This window comes from Pantoea eucalypti, assembly GCF_009646115.1.
Lineage (GTDB): Bacteria > Pseudomonadota > Gammaproteobacteria > Enterobacterales > Enterobacteriaceae > Pantoea > Pantoea eucalypti.
Genome location: NZ_CP045720.1, coordinates 1,417,273 through 1,441,599, shown reverse-complemented (window position 1 = coordinate 1,441,599; position 24,327 = coordinate 1,417,273). Strand labels below are relative to the sequence as shown.

Annotated in this window: 22 protein-coding genes and 1 riboswitch; of the genes, 17 read left to right on the top strand and 5 right to left on the bottom strand. The window is 56.2% G+C overall.

What is annotated here, in order from left to right; translation table 11 throughout:
* Positions 1-50: 50 nt before the first annotated feature.
* The 10 genes from mdtD (at position 51) to EE896_RS06635 (ending at position 12,289) form a co-directional block, all read left to right on the top strand.
* A complete protein-coding gene (gene mdtD, locus EE896_RS06680) occupies positions 51-1,457 on the top strand; it encodes an MFS transporter (protein ID WP_140916245.1) in 1,407 nt (468 codons plus the stop codon).
* Positions 1,454-2,842: an envelope stress sensor histidine kinase BaeS gene (gene baeS, locus EE896_RS06675; RefSeq protein ID WP_004571269.1), complete on the top strand. Its 1,389-nt coding sequence runs from the start codon at positions 1,454-1,456 to the stop codon at positions 2,840-2,842. The genes mdtD and baeS overlap by 4 nt, the downstream gene beginning before the upstream one ends.
* Before the next feature lie 6 nt (positions 2,843-2,848).
* Positions 2,849-3,556, top strand: a complete 708-nt coding sequence (gene baeR / locus EE896_RS06670; protein WP_004571268.1) for an envelope stress response regulator BaeR — start codon at positions 2,849-2,851, stop codon at positions 3,554-3,556.
* 120 nt (positions 3,557-3,676) lie between these two features.
* Positions 3,677-5,059 (top strand): prephenate-dependent tRNA uridine(34) hydroxylase TrhP, encoded by a 1,383-nt coding sequence (trhP, locus tag EE896_RS06665; protein WP_140916246.1) that lies wholly within the window; start codon positions 3,677-3,679, stop codon positions 5,057-5,059.
* Between the two features lie 222 nt (positions 5,060-5,281).
* The gene (gene yegS / locus EE896_RS06660) at positions 5,282-6,181 is read left to right on the top strand and encodes a lipid kinase YegS (protein WP_004571266.1); all 900 of its coding nucleotides are present in this window, start codon (positions 5,282-5,284) and stop codon (positions 6,179-6,181) included.
* Positions 6,182-6,387: 206 nt separating this feature from the next.
* Positions 6,388-7,602, top strand: coding sequence for a D-mannonate dehydratase ManD (manD, locus tag EE896_RS06655; protein ID WP_140916248.1), 1,215 nt, complete (start codon positions 6,388-6,390; stop codon positions 7,600-7,602).
* Positions 7,603-7,612: 10 nt separating this feature from the next.
* Positions 7,613-8,623 carry a Zn-dependent oxidoreductase gene (locus tag EE896_RS06650; RefSeq protein ID WP_039659783.1) on the top strand — a complete coding sequence of 337 codons (1,011 nt, stop codon included), beginning with the start codon at positions 7,613-7,615 and terminating at the stop codon, positions 8,621-8,623.
* A gap of 80 nt (positions 8,624-8,703) precedes the next feature.
* Positions 8,704-9,987 (top strand): MFS transporter, encoded by a 1,284-nt coding sequence (locus tag EE896_RS06645; RefSeq protein ID WP_004571263.1) that lies wholly within the window; start codon positions 8,704-8,706, stop codon positions 9,985-9,987.
* Between the two features lie 67 nt (positions 9,988-10,054).
* On the top strand, positions 10,055-11,515 hold the full coding sequence (locus EE896_RS06640) for a mannitol dehydrogenase family protein (protein ID WP_140916253.1): 1,461 nt from the start codon (positions 10,055-10,057) through the stop codon (positions 11,513-11,515).
* Between the two features lie 87 nt (positions 11,516-11,602).
* Positions 11,603-12,289 carry a GntR family transcriptional regulator gene (locus tag EE896_RS06635; RefSeq protein WP_004571261.1) on the top strand — a complete coding sequence of 229 codons (687 nt, stop codon included), beginning with the start codon at positions 11,603-11,605 and terminating at the stop codon, positions 12,287-12,289.
* Positions 12,290-12,340: 51 nt separating this feature from the next.
* On the opposite strand, the gene thiD is transcribed toward EE896_RS06635, so the two are convergent.
* Both thiD and thiM read right to left on the bottom strand, forming a co-directional pair.
* Positions 12,341-13,141 carry a bifunctional hydroxymethylpyrimidine kinase/phosphomethylpyrimidine kinase gene (gene thiD / locus EE896_RS06630; protein ID WP_140916255.1) on the bottom strand — a complete coding sequence of 267 codons (801 nt, stop codon included), beginning with the start codon at positions 13,139-13,141 and terminating at the stop codon, positions 12,341-12,343.
* A complete protein-coding gene (gene thiM, locus EE896_RS06625; RefSeq protein ID WP_140916257.1) occupies positions 13,128-13,925 on the bottom strand; it encodes a hydroxyethylthiazole kinase in 798 nt (265 codons plus the stop codon). Before thiM ends, thiD begins: the two co-directional genes overlap by 14 nt.
* A 34-nt stretch (positions 13,926-13,959) precedes the next feature.
* A riboswitch (TPP riboswitch) is annotated at positions 13,960-14,060 on the bottom strand.
* A 307-nt stretch (positions 14,061-14,367) separates the two neighbouring features.
* Between thiM and EE896_RS22825 the strand changes: the two genes are divergently transcribed.
* Together EE896_RS22825 and EE896_RS06615 are read left to right on the top strand one after the other, a co-directional pair.
* Positions 14,368-14,565 (top strand): hypothetical protein, encoded by a 198-nt coding sequence (locus EE896_RS22825; RefSeq protein ID WP_004571258.1) that lies wholly within the window; start codon positions 14,368-14,370, stop codon positions 14,563-14,565.
* A gap of 98 nt (positions 14,566-14,663) precedes the next feature.
* Positions 14,664-15,623 (top strand): AEC family transporter, encoded by a 960-nt coding sequence (locus EE896_RS06615; protein ID WP_078804587.1) that lies wholly within the window; start codon positions 14,664-14,666, stop codon positions 15,621-15,623.
* Positions 15,624-15,686: 63 nt separating this feature from the next.
* Here EE896_RS06615 and ahpF read toward each other — a convergent pair whose 3' ends face one another.
* Both ahpF and ahpC read right to left on the bottom strand, forming a co-directional pair.
* Positions 15,687-17,252, bottom strand: a complete 1,566-nt coding sequence (gene ahpF, locus EE896_RS06610) for an alkyl hydroperoxide reductase subunit F (RefSeq protein ID WP_004571256.1) — start codon at positions 17,250-17,252, stop codon at positions 15,687-15,689.
* Positions 17,253-17,323: 71 nt separating this feature from the next.
* On the bottom strand, positions 17,324-17,887 hold the full coding sequence (gene ahpC / locus EE896_RS06605; RefSeq protein WP_004571255.1) for an alkyl hydroperoxide reductase subunit C: 564 nt from the start codon (positions 17,885-17,887) through the stop codon (positions 17,324-17,326).
* Positions 17,888-18,134: 247 nt separating this feature from the next.
* Here ahpC and EE896_RS06600 point away from each other — a divergent pair, with 247 nt between their 5' ends.
* Complete coding sequence (locus EE896_RS06600) at positions 18,135-18,590, top strand: GNAT family N-acetyltransferase (RefSeq protein WP_004571254.1); 456 nt, start codon at positions 18,135-18,137, stop codon at positions 18,588-18,590.
* Here the strand turns inward: EE896_RS06600 and apbC are convergent.
* Positions 18,587-19,699 (bottom strand): iron-sulfur cluster carrier protein ApbC, encoded by a 1,113-nt coding sequence (gene apbC, locus EE896_RS06595; RefSeq protein WP_004571253.1) that lies wholly within the window; start codon positions 19,697-19,699, stop codon positions 18,587-18,589. The genes EE896_RS06600 and apbC overlap by 4 nt on opposite strands.
* A 176-nt stretch (positions 19,700-19,875) precedes the next feature.
* Here apbC and metG point away from each other — a divergent pair, with 176 nt between their 5' ends.
* The 4 genes from metG to cdd all read left to right on the top strand — a co-directional run bounded on the left by metG (position 19,876) and on the right by cdd (position 24,227).
* On the top strand, positions 19,876-21,909 hold the full coding sequence (metG, locus tag EE896_RS06590) for a methionine--tRNA ligase (RefSeq protein ID WP_008926104.1): 2,034 nt from the start codon (positions 19,876-19,878) through the stop codon (positions 21,907-21,909).
* A 229-nt stretch (positions 21,910-22,138) separates the two neighbouring features.
* On the top strand, positions 22,139-22,531 hold the full coding sequence (locus EE896_RS06585) for a CidA/LrgA family protein (protein ID WP_140033207.1): 393 nt from the start codon (positions 22,139-22,141) through the stop codon (positions 22,529-22,531).
* The gene (locus tag EE896_RS06580) at positions 22,524-23,216 is read left to right on the top strand and encodes a CidB/LrgB family autolysis modulator (RefSeq protein WP_004571249.1); all 693 of its coding nucleotides are present in this window, start codon (positions 22,524-22,526) and stop codon (positions 23,214-23,216) included. Before EE896_RS06585 ends, EE896_RS06580 begins: the two co-directional genes overlap by 8 nt.
* 120 nt (positions 23,217-23,336) lie before the next feature.
* Positions 23,337-24,227, top strand: coding sequence for a cytidine deaminase (cdd, locus tag EE896_RS06575; RefSeq protein ID WP_004571248.1), 891 nt, complete (start codon positions 23,337-23,339; stop codon positions 24,225-24,227).
* Positions 24,228-24,327: the final 100 nt, after the last annotated feature.

Sequence of the window (24,327 nt, the reverse complement as noted above, 5' to 3'; positions counted from 1 at the left end):
AATGAGTGTGTCGGCAGGCACGGCGCGTGATGCTTTTATCGGGGGGATCGATGACTACGCAAAGCACTAACGTCCGCTGGCAACTGTGGATCGTTGCCATCGGCTTCTTTATGCAGACGCTGGATACCACCATCGTCAATACCGCGATCCCATCGATGGCGCACGATCTGGGAGTCAGTCCGCTGCACATGCACTCGGTGATCGTCTATTACGTGCTGACGGTGGCGGTGATGCTGCCGGTCAGTGGCTGGCTGGCGGATCGTTTTGGCGTGCGCAACGTTTTCTTCTGCGCGATTCTGCTGTTCAGTATCGGCTCGCTGCTGTGCGCCATGTCCGGCACGCTGGATCAGCTGGTGCTGTCGCGCGTGGTTCAGGGGATTGGCGGCGCCATGATGGTCCCCGTGGGTCGCCTGACGGTGATGAAAATCGTGCCGCGTGAGCAATATATGTCCGCCATGACCTTTGTCACCCTGCCCGGCCAGATTGGCCCGCTGCTGGGTCCGGCACTGGGCGGTGTGTTAGTAGAGTACGCCAGCTGGCACTGGATCTTTCTCATCAATATTCCGGTCGGCATCGCCGGCGCTATCGCCACTCTGATGCTGATGCCCAACTACAGCATGCAGACGCGGCGCTTTGATTTCGCCGGGTTTATCCTGCTGGCCGCTGGCATGGCAACCCTGACACTGGCGCTGGATGGCCAGCGCAGCAGTGGTGGCTCACCGCTGTTACTGGGTGCCATGATTCTCGTTGGCCTGTTCTCTCTGCTCTTCTACCTGATACATGCACGCGGCAATGATAATGCGCTGTTCAGCCTGAAACTGTTTGATAACCGCGTTTATGCCATTGGTCTGCTGGGCAGTTTTACCGGCCGCATCGGCAGCGGCATGCTGCCCTTTATGACCCCTATTTTTCTGCAGATTGGCATGGGCTACAGCCCGTTTCACGCCGGTCTGATGATGATTTCAATGGTGCTGGGGAATATGGGGATGAAGCGCATAGTGGTGCGCATCGTCAATCTTTACGGCTACCGCAACGTGCTGGTGATGTCGACGGTGGCGCTGGCGCTGGTGGTCCTGCTGTTCCCCCTGGTGGCGCTCATGGGTTGGGTCTGGCTACTGCCGCTGGTGCTGTTTCTGCAGGGCATGGTCAATGCCATTCGCTTCTCTTCAATGAATACCCTGACGCTGAAGGAGCTGCCCGATGAGCTGGCATCCAGCGGCAACAGCCTGTTGTCGATGATTATGCAGCTGTCGATGAGTGTTGGCGTCACCGTCGCCGGGCTGTTGCTGGGCGCATTTGCTCATGAAAACATGGCGAACAGCACCGCGAATCACTCAATGTTTATTTATACCTACCTTTGCATGTCGCTGATTATTCTTCTGCCCGCGCTGGTGTTCTGGCGCGTTCCGCCACAGACGAATGCCAACGTTGATTTGCGACGCCGGAGAGAAAAATGAGAGTTAACCTGCGACTGGGCATCGGTGCCAAACTGTTTATGGCGATTTTCGCTACCTGCATGCTGGTCCTGATCACCATGCACTGGGGCGTTCGGATGAGTTTCGAGCACGGCTTTGTCGACTACATTAAACGCGGCAACGAGCAGCGGTTAAACCTGCTCAGCGATGCCCTCGCCGATCAGTATGAGCAGCACGGCAACTGGGATTTCTTGCGCCATAACGATCGGCTGGTCTTTACCATGCTGCGCTCGCTGGAGCAGAATCCCGACAGCAACAGCCAGCTACCGCCGCACGGCTGGCGGACCCAGTTCTGGATCCTCGACCAGCAGTATAAAGTGCTGGCCGGACCAAAATCGCCGGTGCCACCCGAAGGCACACGACGCAACATCACCACCAGCAACAATAAAGTGGTCGGCTGGGTGATCGGCTCGCCGCCGGAGCGGCTGACGCGCAGCACCGATATTAACTTTGATCAACAGCAGCGGCGCACCAGCTGGATTATCGTGGGGCTTTCAACGCTGCTGGCGGCACTGGCGACGTGGCTGATGGCGCGCGGTCTGCTGGCGCCGGTCAAGCGACTGGTCGACGGCACCCATCATCTGGCGGCCGGTAATTTTGCTACCCGCGTGGAGGTCAGCAGCCGGGATGAGCTGGGCCAGCTGGCCGGTGACTTTAACCTGCTTGCCAGCTCGCTGGAGAAAAACGAGAGCATGCGGCGCGCTTTTATGGCCGACATCTCCCATGAGCTGCGCACGCCGCTGGCGATCCTGCGCGGTGAACTGGAAGCGATGCAGGATGGGGTGCGCAAACTGACGCCGGAAGCGATCGCCTCGCTGCAGAGCGAGGTGGTGGTGCTGACCAAACTGGTGGACGATCTGCACCAGCTGTCGCTGTCGGATGAGGGTGCCCTTGCCTACCGCAAACAGGCCACCGATCTGGTTCAGTTGCTGGAGGTGACGGCGGGCAGCTTTGCCGAACGCTATCGCGCACACGGCCTGACGCTGAAACTGAATCTGCCCGAAAACGCCCCGTTCTTTGGCGATCCCGACCGGCTGATGCAGTTATTCACCAACCTTCTTGAGAACAGCCTGCGCTACACCGACAGCGGTGGCCGCGTTGAAGTGACACTGAAGTATGAAGCGCCCCACTGGTGCATCGATTTTGATGACAGCGCACCTGGCGTGGATAAAGAACATCAGGTGCAGATTTTTGAGCGTTTCTTCCGCACCGAAGGCTCGCGCAACCGCGCCAGCGGCGGCTCGGGTCTGGGACTGGCCATCTGTAAAAATATCGCTGATGCACATGGTGGCGATATTCATGCGTCGCACTCTGATTTAGGTGGACTGAAAATCGCGCTACACTTGCGCTATGTTCCCCTTGTGTAAACGCTTATGAGCCAGGAAAACCACGACCCGCTGATTCTGGTGGTCGAAGATGAGCCGAAACTGGCGCAGCTGATGATCGATTATCTGCACGCCTCAAACTACCGTACCCATCACATCGCCGACGGCAACGCGGTGCTGGAGTATGTGCGTCAGACGCCACCCGACCTGATGCTGCTGGATTTAATGCTGCCCGGCACCGATGGCTTAACGCTTTGCCGTGAAATCCGTCGTCATTCCGAGCTGCCGATTATTATGGTCACCGCGCGTACCGAGGAGATCGATCGGCTGCTGGGATTAGAGCTGGGCGCGGATGACTACATCTGCAAACCCTTCAGTCCGCGTGAAGTGGTCGCACGGGTCAAAACGATTCTGCGCCGGGTCAGGCGTTCAGCGGAAGAGCCGCAAAGCGCCTCGTTGCTGCGGGTCGACGAAAGCCGCTTCTTCGCCAGCTGGCGCGAAAAGCCACTGGATCTAACTCCGGCGGAATTCCGCCTGCTGAAAACGTTGTCGCTGGAACCGGGCAAGGTCTTTTCACGTGAACAGCTGCTCAACCATCTTTATGATGACTACCGCGTGGTCACGGATCGCACCATCGACAGCCATATCAAGAATCTGCGGCGGAAGCTGGAGAACCTCGACAGTGAGCAACCTTTTATCCGCGCCGTTTACGGGATGGGCTATCGCTGGGAAGCCGATGCCTGTCATTTGATCTAGTTTGATCCCGATCAATTTACTTCCCTTTTCTCACTGCCTACAATTCCGCACCCTTTGCAGGGCTTAATGGTCCTGCACCTGTCGCCTGAAGCGACATACTGACCTGACATCAGTGAGAAGATCATGAAACCCGAACTGCTTTCCCCTGCTGGCACGCTAAAAAACATGCGTTACGCCTTTGCTTATGGGGCCGATGCCGTCTATGCCGGCCAGCCGCGCTATAGCCTGCGGGTGCGCAATAACGAATTTACTCACGAAAATCTTGCGCTGGGCATCAATGAAGCGCACGCGCTGGGCAAAAAATTCTATGTGGTGGTGAACATTGCACCGCATAACGCCAAGCTGAAAACCTTTATTCGCGACCTGACGCCGGTGGTGGAGATGCAGCCTGACGCGCTGATCATGTCCGATCCCGGTCTTATCATGCTGGTGCGCGAGGCTTTTCCGACGATGCCGATTCACCTGTCGGTGCAGGCCAATGCGGTCAACTGGGCCACGGTAAAATTCTGGCAGCAGATGGGGCTGAGCCGGGTAATCCTGTCACGCGAGTTATCGCTGGAGGAGATTGGCGAGATCCGCCAGCAGGTGCCGGAGATGGAGCTGGAAGTCTTCGTTCATGGCGCGCTCTGTATGGCCTATTCCGGTCGCTGCCTGCTGTCAGGCTATATGAACAAGCGCGACCCGAATCAGGGCACCTGCACCAATGCCTGCCGCTGGGAATATAAAGTGCAGGAAGGCCAGCAGGATGAGGTGGGGAATATCGTCGGTATTCACACGCCTGTCGCAGTGCAGGATGTCACGCCTGTGCTGGGCATCGGTCAGCCTACCGACAAGGTGTTTCTGCTGGAAGAGAAGATGAAACCTGGCGACGTGATGAGCGCGTTCGAAGATGAGCATGGCACCTATATCATGAACTCGCGGGATCTGCGCGCGGTCGCGCATGTTGAACGGCTCAGCGAGATGGGCGTTCATTCGCTGAAAATCGAGGGGCGTACCAAGTCCTATTACTACTGCGCCCGCACCGCCCAGGTGTATCGCCGGGCGATTGATGATGCCGCTGCCGGGAAGCCGTTTGATCCGTCACTGCTGTTAACGCTGGAAGGTCTGGCCCATCGCGGCTATACCGAAGGCTTCCTGCGCCGCCACACGCATGACAGTTATCAGAATTATCAGCAGGGTTTTTCCGTGTCCGATCGCCAGCAATTCGTCGGCGAATTTACCGGCGAGCGTCGGGGTGAGTGGGCTGAAGTGGCGGTGAAGAACAAGTTTATGCTGCACGACAGCGTGGAGATCATGACGCCCGAAGGAAACCTGAATTGTCAGCTTGATGCGCTGCAGAACGCGCGCGGCGAACCCACAGAGGTTGCGCCGGGCGATGGCCATCGTGTCTGGTTGCGGGTGCCGCAGGAAGTCGATCTGCGTTTTGCACTGCTGCTGCGCAACTTCGATCATGGTGAAGATACCCGGGATCCACATAATCGTTTACCAACGGAAACATTTTGAGGAAATCAGAACAGGATCACAGACCCCTGTTCAGCGCTGCTTTATAGTCCTGCCTGCTGCTAATGAGTAACAACAAACGGCAGATTTACCTGGAACCACCTCATTTACCCGCCCGGCTCCCCCGTGCGGGTTTTCTTTTTTCTCTCTTTCGCCAATTATTTACTGCTGGCAGCTATGTTATAAATTCCCCTTCTTACTCTGTAGATCTTCAAGGAACGCAAAATGGATAATAAACCGCTAACGCTACTCATTCTGAATGGGAAAGGCGCGGGCAATGATGATCTGCGCGAAGCCATTACTGCCCTTCGTGAAGAAGGCTTCGATATTGCGGTGCGTGTCACTTTTGAAAAAGGTGATGGCGACAGGTACGTCAAAGAGGCGATTGCGCTGCAGGCGGAGACGGTGGTAGCAGGTGGTGGCGATGGCACCATCAACGAAATCGCGACGGCGCTGGCGGCATCGAATGCCGATCATCGCCCGGTGCTGGGCATCCTGCCGCTGGGAACGGCCAATGATTTTGCCACCAGCGTGGGCATCCCGGAAGAGATGGAACCGGCATTACGCCTGGCGATTCAGGGCAAAGCCAGCACCATCGACCTGGCCAGAGTGAACCAGGATCACTACTTCATTAACATGGCGACGGGTGGATTTGGCACCCGCATCACCACGGAAACCCCGGAAAAGCTAAAGTCGGCACTGGGCGGTGTTTCCTATTTTATTCACGGCCTGATGCGCATGGATACGCTGAAACCTGATACCTGCGAGATCAGCGGTCCCGATTTCAACTGGCAGGGTGATGCGCTGGTCATTGGTATTGGTAATGGACGTCAGGCGGGCGGTGGTCAGCGACTCTGCCCTTCGGCCCTGATTAACGATGGCCGGCTGGACGTCAGCATTGTCACCGCACAGGAGCTGCTGCCGACCCTGTTGCACTCACTGACGGGCGACGATGACAATCCGGGCATCGTCACCGCACAGCTGGAGTCACTGACCATCCGTTCTCCGCATGAAATGACCTTTAACCTTGATGGCGAGCCGCTTTCAGGACGGGAATTCGTGATTGAGGTGATGGCAGGCGCATTAAGCTGTCGCCTGCCACCACAGTGTGAACTCCTTTCCTGAGCCTGATTCAGGGGGCGAAAGCCCCCTTTTAATGCCGGTCTGAATCTCTGTTTGTAAAAAACACCTCTTTCATTCCCTTTTTTGCCGCGCCTGGGTACCCCTGAAAACACTCTGTGACTGGGTTCACAACTCTGTCAGACCAACTTGTATGGTAGTATTAAAGTGCGTACTTTTTCATCATTGAACGCTGACTGAAAGGCACCAGGATGAAAATTGTTAAGGCGGAAGTATTTGTAACCTGCGCAGGCAGAAACTTTGTCACTCTAAAAATCACCACCGATCAGGGACTGACCGGCATTGGCGACGCCACGCTGAATGGCCGTGAATTACCGGTCGCCTCCTACCTGAAAGATCACATCTGTCCGCAGCTGATTGGCCGCGATGCCCATCAGATCGAAGATATCTGGCAATATTTCTACAAAGGCGCTTACTGGCGTCGCGGTCCGGTGACCATGTCCGCTATCTCTGCGGTCGATATGGCACTGTGGGATATCAAAGGTAAAGCCGCCAATATGCCGCTTTACCAGTTGCTGGGTGGTGCCTCACGCACTGGCGTTATGGTCTATTGCCACACCACTGGCCATTCCATTGATGAAGTGATGGATGACTACGCGAAACACAAAGAGCTGGGCTTCAAAGCGATTCGCGCCCAGTGCGGCGTGCCGGGCATGAAAACCACCTATGGGATGGCGAAAGGCAAAGGCCAGGCTTACGAGCCGGCAACCAAAGGTCACTGGCCGGAAGAGCAGTTCTGGTCAACCGAGAAATACCTCGATTTCACGCCGAAACTCTTTGCGGCTATCCGCGACAAATTTGGTTTCGATGAGCATCTGCTGCATGACATGCACCATCGCCTGACACCGATTGAAGCCGCGCGTTTTGGCAAGAGCGTGGAAGATTATCGCCTGTTCTGGATGGAAGATCCGACACCCGCCGAAAACCAGGAATGCTTCCGTCTGATCCGCCAGCACACCGTCACGCCGATTGCGGTGGGCGAAGTGTTTAACAGCATCTGGGATTGTAAGCAGCTGATTGAAGAGCAGCTGATCGACTACATCCGCACCACCATCACACATGCGGGCGGCATTAGCGGTATGCGACGTATCGCTGATTTTGCCTCGCTCTATCAGGTGCGCACCGGCTCCCACGGTCCTTCAGATCTCTCCCCGATTTGCATGGCGGCGGCACTGCACTTTGACCTCTGGGTGCCGAACTTCGGCGTGCAGGAGTACATGGGCTTCTCTGAACAGATGATGGAGCTATTTGACGCAAACTGGACCTTTGATCAGGGCTATATGCATCCCGGCGACAAACCGGGCCTTGGCATAGAGTTCAACGAGAAACTGGCTGCGAAATATCCCTATGAACCTGCCTATCTGCCGGTCGCCCGTCTTGAAGATGGCACCCTGTGGAACTGGTAAGGAGAAACTCATGAAAAGTGTTGTTATTGAACAGCCAGGCGAACTGGTGATAGCTGAACGTCCACTGCCACAACCGGCGGCAGGTGAAGTCCGGGTCAAAGTGGCCTATGCCAGTATCTGCGGTTCGGATGTGCATATCTGGCACGGCCATAACCCGTTCGCGAAATATCCTCGGGTTATTGGTCACGAATTTTTTGGTGTGATCGATGCGGTAGGTGCGGGAGTCGATGCGGCCCGACTGGGTCAGCGCGTGGCGGTCGATCCGGTGGTGAGCTGCGGCAGCTGCTATCCCTGCTCAGTAGGCCGCCCCAATGTCTGTACCACACTGCAGGTGATTGGCGTGCATCGCGACGGCGGCTTCAGCGACTATGCGCTGGCCCCGGCAAAAAATGCCTGGGAGTTGCCGGACGCCATCCCCGACAAGCTTGCCAGCCTGGTTGAGCCCTTTACCATCGCAGCCAACATCACGGCGTTTCTTAAGCCGCAGCCAGACGATGTCGCCCTGATTTATGGCGCCGGACCAATGGGGCTTACCGCGATTCAGGTACTGAAAAACGTCTATAAAGTGAAAAAAGTGATGGTGGTGGATCGTCTGCCGGAACGCCTGGCGCTGGCTGAAGAGAGTGGTGCCGATCAGCTGTTCGATAACAGCGAAATCCCACTGGCAGCACAGCTTGAGGGCGTCCAGCCCACGCTGATTATCGACGCCGCCTGCCATCCCGCTATTCTGGCAGAAGCCGCCGCGCTCGCCTCACCGGCCGCGCGTATCGGTCTGCTGGGCTTCTCCGGCGAACCGTGCAGCATTACTCAGCAGAGCCTGACCAGCAAAGAGCTGTCGCTGTTTACCTCGCGTCTCAACAGCAACCGCTTTCCACAGGTGATCGCGTGGATGGAAAAAGGCTTGATCCAGCCAGAGAAACTCGTGACGCACTACTTCCCGCTGCAGGAGATTGAACGCGCGATGAGCCTGTTCGAAAAAGATCCGCGCACCTGCTGCAAAGTGATCCTGCAAATGGGTTAACTCCCGCTGAACACCAGGTCTCCTTCGCCGGTGCGTACCCGCCGGCCTGATTAAAAAAGAAAACAGATCACGGAGTTTGTATGTTCAAGAATCTGCGCTGGACCCTCGTTTTGCTGCTCTTCCTGGTTTACATGATCAACTACCTCGATCGTGTTGCCCTCTCACTGACGGTGCCGCTGGTGGAGAAAGATCTGGCGATCAATGCTGAGCAGTTCGGCATGATATTCGGCAGCTTCTTTTTCGGCTATGCCCTGTTTAACTTTGTCGGCGGCCTCGCCACTGACCGCTTTGGCCCAAAAATCGTGCTGGCCGTGGCGGTGGGTGCCTGGTCCATTTTCTGCGGCATGACCGCACTGGCGACCGGCTTCTGGTCGCTGCTGATTCTGCGTGTGCTATTCGGCATGGCGGAAGGCCCAATCTGCTCCTCAGCCAACAAAGCCATTAACGGCTGGTTCCCGAAAAAACAGGCCGCAACAGCGATGGGCTTACTGAGTGCCGGCTCACCTTTGGGTGGCGCCGTCGCCGGCCCGATCATTGGCTATCTTGCTCTGGCCTATGGCTGGCGTCCGGCGTTTGTGATCGTCTGCTGTATCGGTCTGGTCTGGATGGCGTTCTGGCTCTTCTTTGCCGCTGATAACCCGGCAAAAAGCAAAATTGTCACCGAAAAAGAGCGTCTGCTGATTGATCGCCTGAAAGCCACCAATCCGAATGATGAGGTTGACCTGGCTGAAACGCCGCATCCGTTTGGCTACTACCTGCGCCAGCCGATTATCCTGGTCACGGCGTTTGCCTTCTTCTGCTACAACTACATCCTGTTCTTCTTCCTGAGCTGGTTCCCGGCCTATCTGGTGCAGGCGCACGGCCTGGATATCAAATCCATGAGCATCACCACCATGATCCCGTGGATAGTCGGATTCGTTGGTCTGGCGCTGGGTGGCTGGATCTCCGATAAAATCTTCAATATCACCGGCAAACTGTTGTTGTCCCGTAAAATTGTGCTGGTGGTCTCACTGCTGGCAGCCGCAATTTGTGTGGCACTGGCGGGTACGATAAAAGAAGTGGTTCCCGCCGTTATGATGATGTCGGTGTCGATTTTCTTTCTCTATATCACCGGCGCGATCTACTGGGCGATTATTCAGGATGTGGTACACAAGAGTCGTATCGGCAGCATCAGCGGCTTTATCCATCTGGTGGGTAGCCTCTCCGGCATCATCGGGCCGATCGTCACCGGCTTTATTGTCCAGCACACCGGTAAATTCGATAGCGCCTTTGTACTGGCGGGTTGTGTCGCCGCGCTGGGGGCTTTCCTGGTGCTGTTCGTGATTCGCAGTCCGAAATCCCAGGATAAACCGGTTTCGGTCTGAGTGTTGTTCCGCTAACAGAACGATGATTTCGGGGCGCCATGCGCCCCGTTTGCCATAAGGACGGAGTATGTTACAGATTGATCGCCTGCCCGCTGAGGTCCAGCGCCCCACTTACGACCGCAGCAATTTAAAGACTCGCATGGTACATATTGGTTTTGGTGCGTTTCACCGCGCGCATCAGGCACTCTGCAGCGATAAGCTGGCTGAACAGGGCAGTGACTGGGGCTACTGCGAAGTTAACCTCAACAGCGGCGATCTGATTCAGGCTCTGCGTGAGCAAAATCTGCTCTATACCCTGACAGAGATGGCCGATGACTCACTGCAAACCCGGGTCATTGGCGTGATTACTCAGGCGCTGCACGGCAAAAGTGATGGGATTGAGGCGGTGATCAACGCAATGAGTCAGCCAGAGGTGGCCATTGTCTCTATGACCGTCACCGAGAAAGGCTATTGCCATCAGCCCGCCAGTGGAAATTTAAACCCCGATCATCCTGACATCGTGCACGATCTGCAGAATCCAGACTCGCCTCGCTCGCTGCCGGGTCTGATTCTGGCCGCGATTCGCCGCCGGCGGAAGCAGGATCTGCCTGCGTTCAGCGTCATGTCCTGCGACAACATGCCGGAAAATGGTCACGTCATCCGTAATGTGATTGTGCAGCTGGCACAGTATCAGGATCCGGCGCTGGCAGACTACATTCAGCAGCACATCACCTTCCCCTCCACCATGGTGGATCGCATTGTTCCGGCCATGACCGATGCGGCATTTGCCGCGCTGAACGCGCGCCTGGGTTGCAGCGATCCCGTTGCGGTTGAAGCGGAACCCTTCTTCCAGTGGGTGATCGAAGATAACTTCGTTAATGGTCGTCCGGCGTGGGAAAAAGCAGGCGCAGAGCTGGTCAGCGATGTCCTGCCCTATGAAGAGATGAAACTGCGGATGTTGAATGGCAGCCACTCTTTCCTGGCCTATCTTGGCTTCCTGGCCGGTTATGAGTACATCAGCGACTGCATGGCCGATCCTCATTTCCGCGCCGCCGCCCGTTCACTGATGGTGGATGAGCAAGCCCCGACGCTGCGCACTCAGGGCGTGGATCTCAATGCATACGCCGATTCGCTGATTGCCCGTTATGAAAACCGTGCGATTAAACATCGCACCGGACAGATTGCCACTGACGGCACCCAGAAGCTGCCACAACGCATGCTTGATAGCCTGCGCTGGCACCTGCAGCGCGGCAGCGACTGCGACCTGCTGTTGCTGGGCGTGGCGGGCTGGATGCGCTATGTCGGCGGCATTGATGAGAAGGGTCAGCCGATTGAGATTCGTGATCCGATGAAAGCGCAACTGGCAGAATGCGTCGCCAGCAGCGAAGAGGGTGAAGCGCGTGTACGGGCGTTACTCTCCATGCGCGAAGTGTTTGGCGACGATCTGGCGCAGAATGCCGATGTGGTCGGCCGACTGACCGCCTGGTATAACAAACTGGCCGCTCAGGGCGCGCGCGCGACGGTGCATCAGTCTCTCAACCGCAGCTAAAAGGGCTGGCGCAGACGCAGCGCGCTGATTAGACTGGCACTTTCCCATCGCGCTGGCTTTTGCCAGCCGTAATATGGATATTGCTGCATGTCGATCGCCTATACCATTACGACCAGCGAACCGGTAAATCAGCAGATTTACCGGTATCTGCGCAAAGATATTGTCACCTGCGCAATTCAGCCAGGCTCGCTACTTTCTGAAAAGGAAGTGTCTGCGCGCTTCAACGTCTCACGCCAGCCGGTGCGCGAAGCGTTCATCAAGCTGGCTGAAGCCGGACTGGTACAGGTATTGCCGCAGCGCGGTACTTTTGTGCGCAAAATCTCCGCTAAGCGGGTAGCAGATGGTCGCTTTATCCGTGAGGCGGTGGAAGTCTCGGTGGTTCGTCGCGCGGCGCTGGAGATAGACGATTCGTCGCTGATGGCGCTGGAACATAACCTGCAGCTGCAGCGCATGGCTGCTGAGCGCCATGACAGCCAGGCTTTTCTTACGCTGGACGATGAGTTTCATCGCCTGATCGCTGAAAGTATCGACTGCAAGCTGGCCTGGGAGACGGTGGAGAACATCAAAGCGGCAATGGACCGCGTGCGCTTTCTGACGCTGAGTGAAGTCTCGCCGCCAGAAAAGCTGATTGAGCAGCATGAAGAGATTTTTGCCGCGCTCAAGGGCCATGACGACAATGCCGCCGAAGCGGCGATGCGTCGCCACCTGCAGGAGATGATCTTCTCAATCACTCCCATTGCCGAGCGTAACAGCGCCTGGTTTGAAGCACCCTAATCGCTCATCACCCGCACCGCCTGAATGTCAGGCCGGTGCGGGTCTTCGCCGTCACCACCATTGATGAAAATGGTGAACCGGCCCGATGCCCTTCCCGACCTCCAGCGTATCTGCCATTAACAACGCCTGTTGTAACCAGTTTTTGGCTTCCCCAATCGTCTCTGCCCAGTCAGCATGACGCGGACGCAACGCGGCTAAGGCGGCCGACAGCGTGCAGCCGGTGCCATGGGTGTGACAGGTGTTGACGCGAGACGTGCTGAATCGCTGCTCAGTGGAATGCGTGATCAGCCAGTCCGGGCTCTCTGCCGCCGTAAGATGTCCGCCTTTCATCAGCACAGCCTGACAGCCCAGCGCCAGCAATGCCCGTCCCTGCTCGCGCATCTCCGCCTCATCGCTGGCGACAGCACAGTTGAGCAACGCCGCCGCTTCCGGCAGATTCGGTGTGATCAACGAGACCTGCGGCAATAACAGCTCACGTACGCTGGCCACGGCGTCTGGCGAGAGCAGCGCATCGCCACTTTTTGCGACCATCACGGTATCCAGTACCACAAACGGGATATCAGCCTTTCTCAGCCGGGCAGCAACCTGCTCTACGATAGCCGTTTCTGACAGCATGCCAATTTTTGCGCTGTCGATGCGCACATCACTCAGCACCGAATCGAGCTGGGCGGCAACAAAGTCAGGTGCAATCCGGTAAACAGACTGCACGCCTTGCGTGTTTTGTGCCACCAGCGCGGTTATGACGCTGGTGCCATAGGCGCCCAGAGCCGAGAAGGTTTTCAGATCGGCCTGAATGCCTGCCCCGCCGCTGGGATCGGTACCGGCAATCGTCAGGGCATTAATGCGCTTCATTGCCGACCTCCAGCGTCCAGAGGGCATCAATAAACGCGGTGGCAAAACTGCCCGGCCCGACAGCCTGCGCCGCTGCCTTTTCCCCCGCCAGGGCCATGACCTGACAGGCGGCCGCGACATTCATTAAACGATCACCAGGCAGACTGCTGAAGCCCGCTACCACGGCGGAAAGTGCACAGCCGGTGCCCACCACCCGTGTCATTAACGGGCTGCCACCGCTTATGGCGAGGATCCGCTGACCATCCGTGGCGTAGTCCACTTCACCGGTGACGATCACCAGCGTTTTCCAGGTCTCAGCGAGTTGCTGTGCTGCATCAATTGCCGCATCCGCCTGATGCAGTGTATCAACGCCCCGCCCGCCACTGGCCTGCTGTGCCAGCGCCAGAATCTCTGATGCATTGCCGCGGATCACCGCCGGTTGCTGACTCAATAACTGCTGACAGAAGTCACTGCGCAGCGTCAGCGCGCCGACCGCAACCGGATCGAGTGTCCAGGGTGTGCCCGCCAGATTAGCGGCAGTGATGGCAGCCTGCATCGCCTGCTGCCGTTCGCGGGTTAACGTGCCCACATTAATCAGCAGCGCATCGGCCAATTCACTGAACTCTGCGGCTTCTTCCGGATCGATCACCATCGCCGGTGAGGCATTAAGTGCCAGCAGTACATTGGCGGTGAAGTTCTGAACCACGTCATTGGTCATGCAGTGCACCAGCGGTGACTGACGGCGGAAAGTGTGCAGGATGGGCGCGAAGTGCGCGGCAGAAAGGTGTTGAGATTGATGTGTCATCGTAGCTCCCAACCGGCGAACAAGAAGGCGAATGCGGTCAGGCATCAGACTTCCCTACGCTGGCATTATCCAGTTCAGGTCAGCGGGTTTTTCTCAGCCCTTTCCGTGTGGAAAGCGGCACCCCGAGTCGTGTTACGGCTTGCAGCATAGGAGAGCTATACGGTGAAAGCAAGCGACACCTGTCGGGGAAATAATCCGTGCTGAAACAATTCATATGATCCCGATCAACGCCTGAGGTCACAAAAAAAGGCTTAATGCTGCGGGCTAAAAGGATACCTCTTTATGGTTATCCCTGTTAATCACTCTGGTGGGCAATATTTCCTGCAGTGTCTCTGACTGCATAATAATAATTAACCTGCTTGCAGCATCATCGTAAAAAATATTTTATTTCATGAGGTTAGTTACCTCCTGAAGCGGAACTTCATACTATGCAGGATGTATGATGCGATTTTTAGCGCTTATTCCACACCGTCATCGATGGCAGGATATTATTATTGAACGTCAGGGTGCCGTCGCACCCAGTGGCAGATATTATTTTTCAACCTATATTTCCGCACGCTGCTCAGGCTGTAACGAAATAATCCATCGCGTCTATTATCGTGATATCACCGATGAACAGGCGCGTCGCTGGTTAGATTAGTCGCCCTCACGGCGGAGGGTTCAGACACCGTTCCAGTTAACAGTTAGTTAGCAATTTGTTAGTCTGGTAACTAATCATCGCCTGATCAGACGCCCTCTATGCCACTGCTGTTTGAAAGCTTAAGCCATCAAATTTATCTTTCTGCCCCGCTATTTATCCTGATCTTACTGGGATACTGCCTGACACGCCTCGGAAAATGGCCTGCCAGCATCAGCGAAGGGATGAACCGCTTTGTGTTTAACGTTGCACTGCCCTGCATGCTGTTTCGGGTAATGAGTACCTTCTCACAAAGCCCGCCGGTGGATGCGCGCCTGTTACTGGCCTTCTTCGGCAGTTGCCTGCTGGTGTTTATCGTGGGGCGACTGCTGGCAACAAGGCTGTTCGATCTGGATGGCGTGGCGGCTTCAGTCTTTGCCCTGGGCGGTATCTTCTCTAATAACGTGATGCTGGGGATCCCGGTGGCCACCGTGTTACTCGGGCCAGAAGCGCTGCCACCGGTGGCACTGGTATTGGTGTTTAACAGCCTGATCCTGTGGACTTTACTGACCGTCTCAGTCGAGTGGGCGAAACAGGGCAGCTTCTCGCTGAATGGCCTTTGGCGCACATTGATCGGTGTGCTGAAGAATCCGCTCATCATTGGCATTCTCAGCGGCACAGCCTGGAGTTTTCTGCAACGCCCGTTGCCGCAGTTGGCCGCTGAACCATTAAAGATGCTGGCCTCGCTGGCCGCGCCGCTGTCGCTGGTCACGCTGGGCATGAGCCTGGCGCACTATCGGGTGCGGGACGGCTTAAAAGAGAGCTACACCATTTGCCTGCTGAAGCTGGTGCTGCAACCGATGACGGTATGGGCTATCGCGTGGCTGACCGGTCTGCCGCCGCTGGAGAGTAAAGTGGTAGTCCTGCTGGGATCAATGGCGGTGGGAGTAAACGTTTATCTGATGTCGCAGAAGTTTAATGTCATTACCGGCCCGGCGGCGGCCAGCATGCTCTTTTCTACGGTGTTTGCCGCGGTAACGACGCCGATATGGATGATGCTGATGACGCTGGCGGGCTATTAACAGACTAAAAAAAGCCCCTCAGCACGAATGCTGAAGGGCTATTGTCTGTCTGACTAAACGTTATTAAGCTGATTTAGTGCGAATCAGATAGTCAAAAGCGCTCAGTGAAGCTTTTGCGCCTTCGCCGCTGGCAATAATAATCTGCTTGTACGGCACGGTGGTGCAGTCGCCCGCCGCGAACACGCCTTTCAGGCTGGTTTCGCATTTACCATCAATGATGATCTCACCCATTTTATTGCGCTCAACCGCGCCTTCCAGCCACGGGGTATTTGGCAGCAGACCGATCTGAACGAAGATACCAGAGAGCGGCAGCTCATGGGTGGTCTGCGTCGTACGGTCAAGATAGTGCAGGCCGGTCACTTTAGTGCCGTCGCCTTTCACTTCGGTGGTCTGCGCGTTCAGAATGACATCAACGTTCTTCAGGCTACGCAGCTTATCCTGCAATACCTGGTCGGCACGCATCTCACCGGCAAACTCCAGCAGCGTAACATGTTCAACGATACCCGCCAGGTCAATGGCTGCTTCAACGCCGGAGTTACCGCCGCCGATCACTGCCGTGCGCTTGCCTTTAAACAGCGGGCCATCGCAGTGTGGGCAGTAGGTGACGCCTTTGGTGCGATACTCTTCTTCACCCGGCACACCCATATTGCGCCAGCGTGCGCCGGTTGCCAGAATGATACTGCGAGACTTCAATACTGCGCCGGAGGCGGTTTCGATGGCATGCAGTCCGCCCTCTTTCGCCGCCGGAATCAGTTTGATGGCGCTCTGGCTTTCAATGACATCCACATTGTAATCATCGACGTGTGCGCGTAGTGAACCTGCCAGTTTCGCGCCTTCGGTTTTCGGTACGGAGATATAGTTTTCGATATCCACCGTATCCAGTACCTGGCCGCCAAAACGTTCGCCCATCAGGCCAGTACGGATACCCTTACGCGCTGAGTAGATGGCTGCCGCTGCACCCGCAGGGCCACTGCCGATAATCAGGACTTCATAGGCGTCACGCTTGTTCAGCTCTTCCGCTGCACGTTTATCCGCGTTGGTATCTACTTTGCTGACGATTTCCGCCAGGCTCATGCGGCCCTGACCAAACTCTTTACCATTCAGGTAAACCGCTGGCACGCCCATCACGTTGCGTTCCTGAATCTCGTTCTGGAACAGGCCACCGTCGATAGCAGTGTGGCTGATGCGCGGGTTAATCACCGCCATCAGGTTCAGCGCCTGGACGACGTCCGGGCAGTTATGGCATGAGAGTGAATAATAGGTTTCGAAATGGAAGTCGCTGTCCAGCGCGGCGATCTGGTCCAGCAGGCTCTGTGCTTCTTTAGACGGATGCCCACCGGTCTGTAACAGTGCCAGCACCAGTGAGGTAAATTCGTGACCCAGAGGTGAACCGGCAAAACGCGGGCCGCTGTTCGAACCTGGGTTGGTGATCAGAAATGAGGGCTTACGCACCTGACGATCGTTCTCTTCGCGGAAGCTGACTTTGTCAGACAAGCCGGCGATATCAACCAACAGTTCACGGATCTCGGTTGATTTTGCACCCTCATCCAGGGTGGCAATCAACTCAACAGGTCTGGTTAATTTCTCAAGGTAGGCCTTGAGCTGGGTTTTCAAATTTGTGTCGAGCATAGTGATATCCTGGTCAAAAAATCGGGTGCCGCAGCACCCGATTGGAGAATGATCGAAAGAGCAAAGCGGGATTAGATTTTGCCAACCAGGTCCAGAGACGGAGCCAGTGTTGCATCACCTTCTTTCCATTTAGCCGGGCACACTTCACCTGGGTGAGAAGCCACGTACTGAGCCGCTTTCACTTTACGCAGCAGGTCAGAGGCGTCACGGCCAATGCCTTCAGCGGTGATTTCGATTGCCTGGATTACGCCTTGCGGGTCAACGATGAAAGTACCACGGTCAGCCAGACCTTCGTCTTCACGCATGATTTCGAAGTTACGGGTCAGCGCGCCAGTCGGGTCACCGATCATTGTGTATTTGATCTTCGCGATGGTGTCTGAAGAACCGTGCCAGGCTTTGTGGGTAAAGTGGGTGTCGGTAGAAACGGAGTAGATGTCTACGCCCAGTTTCTGGAACTCTTCGTAATGGTCAGCTACGTCGCCCAGTTCGGTCGGGCAGACGAAGGTGAAGTCAGCTGGATAGAAGAAGAACACACTCCATTTACCTTCAACGTCTTTCTCGGTTACGTCGATGAATTCGCCGTTTTTGAATGCTGCGTTTTTGAACGGCTTAATTTTGGTATTGATAATAGACATCTGGTGGCCTCCGTTAAAATATGTGATGCAGGTTACATAATTTTCGGGCCAACATCTAATATGCGGACGTTATCAATCTGATAAACGAAAGCTATCAAACGCTGAGAGCCTGATGCTCTCTGGCCCGGCAGGCAGTGTACAGCGATTTACGTGACATTTAACCCGCTTTATCTTTTACGCGATCTTTTAGGCACGTCTCCGCTAATCACTGCTAGTTTTGTAAGACCAGATGATAAGGAGCTGACCCGTGGAGATTCGTCCGTTTACTGAAGCCGACCGTCCTTTCCTGCGTACGCTGTTTCTGGCAGCGCGACGACATAACTGGCGCTGGCTGGAGGGCAGCGAGTGGCAACTGGAAGATTTTGATGGCGTTATTCTGGGGGAGACCGTCCTGGTTGCGGAGGCTGATGGCCATCGGGTCGGCTTTGCAGGTCTGCTGGAGAACGACAACTTCCTGCACAGTCTCTATGTCGATCCAGACTGGCAGGGGCGCGGCGTGGGCAGCGCGTTGCTGGAGGCGGTAGAGGCGCGTTTTACCTCAACCGGCGCGCTTAAGTGCCTGCAGAAGAACAAAGCGGCGCAGGCATTTTATCTGAAGCATGGCTGGAAGATGATTTCACAGGGCGAAGGCGAGCACGGCGGTTATGTGCTGATGCACTACCCGCTGGCCTCACAATACGCCAGCGGGTCGGGTCGGGCTTAAAGCGCGCGGAAGGCGATATCGCCAGGGATGACCTCGCCCTGCCAGTAAAGCTGGGCCGCGACGCGTCCGGCCAACTGGCGATACAGCGTGGTAAACTCGCTATCGGGCCGGCGAATCACTGTCGGTTCACCTTCATCAAGATCTTCGCGCAGGTCAATGTGCAGTGGCAACTGGGCCAGCAGTTGCGTCTGGTAATCCTCCACCAGTTTCTGCGCGCCGCCGGTGCCGAAAATCGGCTCGTGGAAGCCACACTGGCTGCAGACATGCAGGCTCATATTCTCTACCACGCCCAGCACCGGCACATTGACCTTTTCAAACATGACCAGTCCTTTGCGGGCATCAATCAGGGCGATATCCTGCGGCGTCGTGACCACCAGCGCACCGGTTACCGGCACGTTCTGCGCCAGCGTCAGCTGAATGTCGCCCGTGCCGGGCGGCATATCCAGCACCAGATAATCCAGCTCAGGCCACAGAGTCTCATTCAGCAACTGCATAAGCGCTTTACTGGCCATGGGTCCGCGCCACACCATCGCATTGTCATCCGTGACCAGATAACCAATGGAGTTGGTGGCCAGCCCATGTGCCATGATCGGCGCCATATGGGTCCCATCCGGCGAGGTTGGCCGCTGGTCCTGAGTCCCAAGCATGTTCGGCACAGACGGGCCGTAGATATCCGCGTCAAGAATGCCGACGCGCGCGCCCTCAGCTGCCAGCGCCAGTGCCATATTTACGGCGGTGCTGGATTTACCCACGCCGCCTTTGCCGGAGCTGACCGCAATAATGTTTTTAACCCCGTTAACGCCCGGCTGGTTTTTCACCCGCTTCAGGGTGGCGATATCGTGGCTGAGCCGCCAGTCGATGGCGCGTGCGCCGGTCTGACGCAGCAGGTCGGCGCTGACCTGCTCTTTCAGGGCATCGAACCCGCTGGCCCACGCAAACGGCATCAGCAGTTCAACATGCAGCGTTCCATCCAGCTGCGCCACGTGGTGCAGCGCTTTCAGCGAGGTGAGATTCTGTTTAAGGGTCGGATGCTCAAAGCTTCTCAATACGCCCGCTACGATGGCGCGCAGGCCCTCTGGCGTATGCGGTTCCCGGGATTGTACTGTCATCCCCTGCTCCTTATTTCTGCTGTGCTTACGCTGTGTTTCAGCGATGTATTGTCAATGATATCAGATGCTCGTGGATCTGCGGCGACTGACGGGGTGAATCCCTTATGTTTACGCAGGAGAAGCCATCAGTTACCATCTAAGCCCGTTTTTTCAATCAACAGAAAGCTACGCAAACTATGACTCAAGTCGCTAAAAAAATTCTGGTAACGTGCGCACTGCCTTACGCGAACGGATCAATCCATCTCGGCCACATGCTCGAGCATATCCAGGCAGATATTTGGGTGCGTTATCAACGAATGCGTGGCAATCAGGTTTATTTCATTTGCGCCGATGATGCGCACGGCACGCCTATCATGCTGAAAGCTCAGCAGCTGGGCATTGCGCCGGAGCAGATGATTGCAGAAATGAAAAGCGAGCATGAAGCCGACTTTGCCGGTTTCAACGTCAGCTATGACAATTATCACTCCACTCACGGCGATGAAAACCGCGAGCTGTCTGCGCTGATTTACGGCCGCCTGAAAGAGAACGGTTTTATTAAAAACCGCACCATTTCCCAGCTTTACGATCCGGAAAAAGGGATGTTCCTGCCGGACCGTTTTGTGAAAGGCACCTGCCCGAAATGTAAGTCACCTGATCAATACGGCGACAACTGTGAAGTCTGCAGCGCGACCTACAGCCCGACCGAGCTGATCGATCCTAAGTCTGTGGTTTCTGGTGCGACGCCAGTTCTGCGCGACTCTGAGCACTTCTTCTTTGATCTGCCGTCCTTCAGCGCCATGCTGCAGGCGTGGACCCGCTCCGGTGCGCTGCAGGATCAGGTGGCGAACAAAATGCAGGAGTGGTTTGAGTCAGGCCTGCAGCAGTGGGATATCTCACGCGATGCGCCTTACTTCGGCTTTGAAATTCCGGATGCGCCAGGCAAATACTTCTACGTCTGGCTGGATGCGCCTATCGGCTACATGGGCTCGTTCAAGAACCTGTGCGACAAGCGCGGCGACATCGACTTCGACGAATTCTGGCGTAAAGACTCCACCACCGAGCTGTATCATTTCATCGGTAAAGATATCGTCTATTTCCATAGCCTGTTCTGGCCAGCGATGCTGGAAGGCAGCAACTTCCGCAAGCCGAACAATCTGTTTGTACACGGCTATGTCACCGTTAACGGTGCCAAGATGTCGAAGTCGCGCGGCACCTTTATCAAAGCCAGCACCTGGCTGCAACATCTGGATGCCGACAGCCTGCGTTACTACTACGCGGCGAAACTCTCTTCACGTATCGACGACATCGACCTGAATCTGGAAGATTTCGTCCAGCGCGTAAATGCCGACATCGTCAACAAAGTGGTTAACCTGGCGTCACGTAACGCAGGCTTCATTACCAAACGCTTTGACGGCAAACTGGCGGCAGAACTGGCCGATCCGGCGCTCTATCAGACCTTCGTTGATGCGTCAGAGAAGATTGGTGATGCCTGGGCTGCGCGCGAATACAGCCGTGCTATCCGTGAAATTATGGCGCTGGCCGACCTGGCGAACCGTTATGTCGATGAGCAGGCTCCGTGGGTGGTCGCGAAGCAGGAAGGCCGTGATGCCGATCTGCAGGCCATCTGCTCAATGGGCATTAACCTGTTCCGCATTCTGATGACCTGGCTGAAGCCGGTGCTGCCGTCACTGAGCGCCCGTGCAGAGGGCTTCCTGAACTGTGAATTGAGCTGGGATGCCATTGCGCAGCCGCTGCTGGATCATCAGGTTGCGCCATTCAAAGCACTCTACAGCCGCATTGAAATGGCGAAGGTTGAGGGACTGATTGACGCCTCAAAAGAGGATGCTGCCGCAGCAAGTGCACCAGCCGCAACCGGTCCGCTGGCAGATGCGCCGATTGGTGACACCATCACCATCGACGATTTCGCCAAAGTGGATATGCGCGTTGCGCTAATCGAGCAGGCGGAACGGGTGGAAGGTTCAGACAAGCTGCTGCGTCTGCAACTCGACCTGGGCGGTGAAAAGCGTCAGATTTTCTCGGGCATCCGCGCCGCTTATCCTGATCCCTCTGTGCTGGTCGGTAAAATGACCATCATCGTGGCCAACCTGGCGCCGCGTAAAATGCGCTTCGGCATCTCCGAAGGTATGGTGCTGTCAGCGGGTCCGGGCGGTAAAGATCTGTTCGTGTTGTCCGTTGATAGCGGTGCTGTACCGGGCATGCCGGTTAAGTAAAGGTCTGCCCTCTGCGGTTTAAGCTGCAAAGCGCACTGCCGTTCTGAAACCCTTCGTGCCTTAGCTCTGGCGCGAAGGGTTTTCTCTTCTCTGTTCCCACGACTACCCAACCTCTCCTTTTCTTTCCCGGCACGCTTCACCCGGCACTGCCCTGTACCCATAAGTGTGATCGCTAGCACGCTAAGCGGTTAATGCGTATGATGAAGCTCAGTGAAAACAGGAGCCTGCCATGCTCACCGTGCTGTCTGTCTGCGGACGTTATCTTCGCGCTTTTATCATCATTTATCTCTGCTTATACGCCGGTATCGGTATCGCCTCGCTGCTGCCTATAAAAATGCCCGGCAGCATTCTGGGGATGTTAATTCTGTTTGCCCTGCTTGCGTCACAGATTCTGCCAGTCAACTGGGTGAAGCCGGGATGCCATCTGCTGATTCGCTACATGGCGCTGCTGTTTGTGCCGATTAGCGTCGGGGTAATGAGCTACACCGATATTCTTACCGCGCAGTTCGGCCCTATCGTTGTCTCCTGCGTCGTCAGCACCCTGCTGGTCCTCTCCATTGTTGGCGTAAGTGCCCACAAGCTTCACAGCCGCCGTCCGGCCGGGGAGTCTGCTGATGAGTGAGATATGGTGGTCGCTGCCATTGACGCTGGCCGCCTTTTTTCTGGCGCGCAAGCTGGCGATAAAACTGAAGATTTCGCTGCTCAATCCGCTGCTGGTGGCGATGGCGATCATTATCCCGATACTGCTGCTGTTACAGCTGCCCTACTCGCGCTATTTCGCAGGCAGTGAGATTCTCAATCAGCTGTTGCAACCGGCCGTGGTTGCGCTGGCATTGCCGCTGTATGAGCAGATGCACCAGATTCGTGCCCGCTGGAAGTCCATTATCGGCGTCTGCTTTATTGGCAGTGTGACCGCCATGAGTTCAGGTACTGCTATTGCTCTGTGGATGGGTGCCACGCCCGAAATTGCCGCCACGATCATGCCCAAATCCGTGACCACACCCATCGCGATGGCTGTCTCCGGCTCGCTGCATGGTATCCCCGCTATCAGCGCTATTTGTGTACTTATTGCCGGGGTGCTGGGTGCGGTGTTCGGGCACACGGTACTGAATCTGCTGGGCGTGAAGTCTAAAGCCGCGCGCGGACTGGCAATTGGCAATGCGTCACATGCCCTGGGCACAGCACGCGCGGCCGAGCTCGACTATCAGGAGGGCGCCTTCAGTTCACTGGCGCTGGTGATCTGCGGCATCATCACCTCACTGCTGGCGCCCTTTATTTTTCCGCTCCTGCTGCACTGGTTTGGCTGAAACTTTGCGATTGATCTCGCAAAGTTGAAACATGCAACACAGGTTACATTGTCAGAGCGATGTGGATCACATATAAACCGGTGACTGGCACATCGCCCTGCTGAATTTAATGAGGCTCACATGCAATCCCGTTTCCTCTCCGCTTTTGAGGCATTGCCGTCAACGCTGCAAACTGCACTGGCTCCCCTGCTGAACGAGGCTGACTTCAACGCCGTGCTCAGCGCCGACCAGGTCGCCTCGCTGCAACAACAGACCCAGATGGATGCCGATGCACTGGCGCTGGCGCTGCTGCCTCTGGCGGCGTCCTGCGCCGTGGCTACCGTGTCGCATTTTAACGTCGGGGCGATTGCCCGTGGCGTCAGCGGCAACTGGTACTTCGGGGCCAACATGGAATTTGTCGGCACGGCGATGCAGCAGACGGTTCACGCCGAGCAGAGCGCCATTACCCATGCGTGGCTGCGTGGCGAGCGCCAGCTTGAGACGATAACCGTTAACTACACGCCGTGCGGGCACTGCCGTCAGTTTATGAACGAGCTGAACAGCGGCACCAGCATTCGTATCAGCCTGCCAAAGCGCGCGATCAGCACCCTGGCCGACTATCTGCCCGATGCCTTTGGCCCACGCGATCTCGACATCACAACCTTCCTGATGGACGAGGTTGATCATGGTTACGTGGCCGTGGGCGATGAACTGGTACAGGCCGCCGTGGCCGCCGCCAATGCCAGCCATGCGCCTTACAGTCAGTCACACGCTGGTGTTGCCCTGCTGACCCAGGATGGCGCGATTGTCGCGGGTCGCTATGCGGAAAATGCCGCGTTCAACCCAAGCTTCCCGCCACTTCAGGCGGCGCTGGTCTTGCTGAACATGCAGGGCGGCGATGTTCATCAGATAAAAAAAGCGGTTTTAGCTGAAGTAGAAAATGCCACGTTAAGCCAGTTCGCCGCCACACAGGCAACACTTGAGACATTTGGTTGCGGTGAGCTGCTGCAGGTGACGCTGTACAAAGCATAACCCGCTGTCAGAGAGGCCACAGTTTTGTGAGCTTTTATGAACAAACGCTGTACTTCTGCGGGAAATTTCATAGGATCTGGCGCCAGAATTCACGTGATCA